The 4,632-nt window shown below is 45.3% G+C and carries 2 protein-coding genes; both read left to right on the top strand.

Features of this window, described 5'->3' with window-relative positions; genetic code table 11:
* Window positions 1-186: 186 nt before the first annotated feature.
* Entirely contained in the window at window positions 187-4,182 is a 3,996-nt protein-coding gene (locus ACFIK2_RS08185) for a hypothetical protein (protein WP_375677145.1), read from the top strand.
* Between the two features lie 9 nt (window positions 4,183-4,191).
* Complete coding sequence (locus ACFIK2_RS08180; RefSeq protein WP_375611039.1) at window positions 4,192-4,521, top strand: hypothetical protein; 330 nt, start codon at window positions 4,192-4,194, stop codon at window positions 4,519-4,521.
* Window positions 4,522-4,632: the final 111 nt, after the last annotated feature.

Genomic DNA, 4,632 nt, shown 5'->3' with positions numbered 1-4,632 from the left:
TTCTGGGGGAGGTTTTGTACATGCGCCGCTTACTGGCGTTTTTGATTTACTGAAAGCAGCATTGAAAACAGAGCTTGATGGATCTGTGAAAGATTTAGAGAAGCGCTTAGAGGCGTTAAGAGAAGAGCTTGAAGATTTGAAAGAGTGTTCATTGGATGAAGCCCTCTGAATGAAGGAATAAAGCAGATGAAGATACCCGATCATGAACATGAATATTTGATACCTGTTGCAACGAAAGAGGAAATCAGAGAAGGGACTTCGCAAGATAGCGTTGTTGTTCCAAAGCTTTTAGGAACAGCCTCTTTGTATTCGTATGAAACCTTTGCGCCGTTAGAGCAGGTTGTTAATGCAAGACAAGAAGCAGAAAAAGCCATGGCGCGTGCGAATGGTGCGCAACAGGTTGCAGAAGAATCGAAGAGGGTGTCGGAACAAGCGCTTAGCGAAGTGACGAAAACAGTTCAAACAGCGACAACAGCGCTTACGACGTCTCATGAAGCGAAGGAAGAAGCTAAAGCAGCGACGACAACGGCTAGCCTTGCGAAAGAGACAGCGGATACAGCCAATGGCTTAGCCGAAGAAGCCAAGAATACTTCTGATGCAGCGAAGCGCATGGCAGAAGAGACAAAAGCAGCAGTCGATAGAGCCTCAGGGGAAATCAATAGTACGAAAGGTTCCCTTTCTACGGCATTACAACGTTTTGAAGAGGTCAAACAGAGCAGTGAGAATGCTGTTAATTTATCGACCGAAGCCAAGAGGTTAGCCGATGAATCGAAGACCATTGCAATGCGTGCAGAACAAACAGCAAGAGAAGCTTCACAAACAGCAACAGAGACGACGCAAGTAGCAGCGACGGCGGTAGCAACGTGTCATGAAGTTAAGACTGTAGCCATGCAAGCAAGTCTAAAGGCAGATGGAGCCAAACAGGCAGCCGATGATGCCAAGGATATTGCAGAACAAGCAAAAGAGTTATCAGAAGGTGCGACATCTTCTGTTACAGAACTCACAAAAACAGCCTCACAAGTACAAGCGGGAGTAGAGACAGCATTAACAGCTTCAAGAGAAGCCAAATCACAATCAGAGGCAGCTGTAAGCACGTCAGAAGAGGCGAAAGGTTTAGCGGAAAAAGCGAATACGGCATCTACAGAGGCGCAAAAGGCATCAGAACAGGCATTAAGAGAAGCGACTTCTGCGAAAACAACAGCGGGCGGGGCATCTAGTATAGCCAATGATGCGAAAGGGATTGCTGAGGCAGCTAAAACATTATCAGAAGAAGCAAAACGGTTGGCAGCAGCATCACAGGAGACAGCAGAAACAGCAAAGGCTAAAGCCGAAAGTGTAGAGGCAGTTGCGAATGAAGCAAAATCTACAGCGACTACAGCATTAACAGAAGCAAGAGAAGCTAAGAGTACGGCATCTGAGGCGAAGGGTTTGGCGGAGGAAGCGAAAAGCGCCGTTGATAAGGCGACAGCGAAAGTAGAGCAAGCTGTAAAAGAGGCTAGCGATGCGAAATCTAAAGCAGAAAATTTAGAGACTGTTGCGACTGAAGCGAAATCCACGAGTGAACAAGCAAGTCAAACCGCCTCTAGTGCAAAAAGCTTATCAGAAGAAGCAAAAGAAGAAGCAAGGAGCGCCAAAGCGACAGCCTTAGAAGCCAAAAGTGCGTTGGATAGTGCACAGACGAAAGCCGAGCAAGCGCAACAGAGTGCAACAGAAGCAACACGAATAGCCAACGAAGCGAAGGTAGCAGCAGAAGCATCGGTGCGTTCAGGAGAAACGGCAGGTGAAGCGAGTGTGGAGGCGTTGAAGGGTATAGCTACAGCAGCAAAGAGTAAAGCGGAAGCAGCAGAGAAGGTAGCAGAAGAAACGAAAGGTGCTTTGGATGGTCTAAAACAAGTAGCAGGTAGTGCGAAGTCTATAGCCGAAGAGGCAAAGAAGGTAGCTGATGGTGCACAAAAGAAGGCATCACAGGTAGAGACAGTAGCGGGTGAAGCTGAAAAGATAGCAAAAGAAGCCAAACAGACAGCAGGTTATGCTAACCATGAGGCGGCACAAGCGCGCAGTGAGGTAGAAAAGGCAAAAAGTACAGCTCATGAAGGATGGAGTAATGCCAATAAAGCGCAGGAAGTAGCAGGTGACGCTAAGACTATAGCAAGTTTAGCGCGGATGTATTCAGACGAAGCCAAGAAAAAAGCCGAAGCAGCAGACAACAAAGCTCATGAAGCGTGGAGTAATTCCCACAGCGCGAATGAAACAGCGAAGGACGCCAAGGTTATAGCAAGATTAGCGGAAACAGCAGGTGAAGAAGCCAAGAAAATAGCGGAGAAAGCCAATAACTACGCGTATGAAGCTAAGGGTGAAGTAGAGAAAGCCAAGGAAATAGCTAATAGTGCAAAATATACAGCAGAACAAGCACAGAAAGCGGCAGAAACAGCGGGTAAAAAAGCCGCGTCTTTAGAAGCAGCCGCAGAAGAAGCACAAAAAATAGCAAAAGAAGCCAAACAGACAGCAGGTTATGCTAACCATGATGCGGAGCAAGCGCGTAGTGAGGTGGAAAAAGTAAAAAGCACAGCGAATGAAGCGTGGAGTAAAGCTTACGACGCGAATGAAGCAGCCAATAACGCTAAGACTATAGCAAGATTAGCAGAAATGGCAGGTGAAGAAGCCAAGAAAATAGCAGAGAAAGCCGATGACCGAGCGTATGAAGCCAAGAATGAAGTAGAAAAAGCCAAGGAAATAGCGAGTAATGCAAAATATATAGCAGGAGAGGCGCAGAGGGCAGCCGAAACAGCGGGTAAGAAAGCCGCGTCTTTAGAAGAAGAAGCGGAAGAGGCACAAAAAATAGCCAAGGAAGCCAAGGAGTCTGCTGGTTATGCAAGACATGATGCGACGCAAGCGCGTAGTGAGGTGGAAAATGCAAAAAGCACAGCGAATGCAGCGTGGAATAAAGCCCACAAAGCGAATGAAACAGCAGATAGTGCTAAGCTTACAGCAAGTTTAGCAGAAACGGCAGGCGAAGAAGCCAAGAAAAAAGCCGAGTCGGCAGATTCACAAGCCTATCAAGCCAAGAGCGAAGCCGAAAAAGCCAAAGAAGTAGCCGATAGAGCGAAAAGGACAGCAGAAGAAGCCAAAAAAACAGCCGATACGACGAAACAAGAGCTTGGAGGTATCAAGAGTTCCCTAGCAACGGCAACAACAGCCCATACAGTAGCTTCACAGGCAAAAGCGCTAGCGGAAGAGGTAAACAATTTACTGAAACAGTCCAATTTAACGGTTCTTTCAATTTCCACACCGTTTCTTGTAGCGACAGGCAAAGCGCAATTAACCGTGAAAAAAGGAACACGCATAACTTTGGCATTAGGCAATGATACTTTGGTTGCAAGTTATACGGCAGATACAAGAATAAGCATGCCGTCTCTTTCGGCGGGTAAGGATTATTATGTTTATTTGGTTTCTGATGGAGGACAGTCTCATAAATTTGTTTTATCAGAAAACTCTACGTATCCAAGGGATTACACAGTGAGTAATTCGCGAAAGATAGGAGGGTTTCATACGCTTTGTGCGGATGTTGGTACGATTTCTGGTCACCCCTTGTCTGGTTATAGGGCAGGGGATATTTTACCCAATTCAGTTTGGTGTTTAAATCACCGCCCTTATAGTTCACCAGAGGGAATGGTCTACGACCCCTCTACAGATCTTTGGGTTGATATTTATCTTCAATCAGGGACGGGTGAAAATACGAAATCAATGTATCGTACCAATATAACAACAAACCGTAATTATACCGAACATGTAACAGATATGGCGCGTGTTAAAAAATCTTTACTGAGTGATGAAGCGTTTGCTTCTGCTATGTATGGAAGCAATGAAAAGACACATATTGTTGGCAAGAAAGAACCAACCTCTAAGGTTTCAGGTGGATATAAGGATACGGCGAATCGTCGAATGATCTCGCATATCGGTTGTGAGGATGGTTGCGGTTATGTTTGGCAATTTTTATCGGGCACGTTTCCTATACCCATAAGCCGTACGCAAAATACGTTTGAAATGAGAGCATTGTTAGGGGGTGGTAGCTGGAGTAATACAACGGATAATGGGCGTTTTACTCGAGCCGCCATGATCGTCAATGGTGGAAATGAACAAGTTGCGGCGCGTGGATGTAGCCATACGCGTCATTTTGTTTAGGAGGGAGAGATGATAGAATATCCAGAACATTTAAATAGCAAAGAAGATTATCTGAACATGCTTTCTTTTGACAAAGTTGAAACAGTAAGAAGGCTAGAGATGCTTTTGACAACGCGTTTTTATTGGTTTTTTGTCAAAGAACTCAGCGAAGGGGAAGAGGGGGTAGAAGATGATACGCATAAGGTTTGTCGAACAACAGAAATACCGTTTGATTCAAATGGTGATTTTGTCGAAAAGCGTTGTCAGTATGAATTACAGGAAAGTGAATATGCGCCGCTCTTTCAGCTTGGCTTTGGTGTTGACGAAGTCGAGCAACTGATCAAAGAGCATAGTCAATAGAGATCATAAGAAAACATTTTTATGCCGCCTCACTTTTGTGGGGCTTTTTTTATGGAGCGTCAGATGAGAAAGATATCGAAAGAAGGATTAGAGCTTATCAAACAATGGGAA

The organism is Bartonella sp. AP88XZML (assembly GCF_042195565.1).
Lineage (GTDB): Bacteria > Pseudomonadota > Alphaproteobacteria > Rhizobiales > Rhizobiaceae > Bartonella.
Note: the sequence above shows the minus strand (reverse complement) of the source record. Positions and strands in the feature narration are given on the sequence as shown.

Excerpts from the sequence above, each read along its gene's own strand:
- ACFIK2_RS08180 (WP_375611039.1), top strand. The coding sequence starts at position 4,192 with ATGATAGAATATCCAGAACATTTAAATAGCAAAGAAGATTATCTGAAC.
- ACFIK2_RS08185 (WP_375677145.1), top strand. The coding sequence starts at position 187 with ATGAAGATACCCGATCATGAACATGAATATTTGATACCTGTTGCAACG.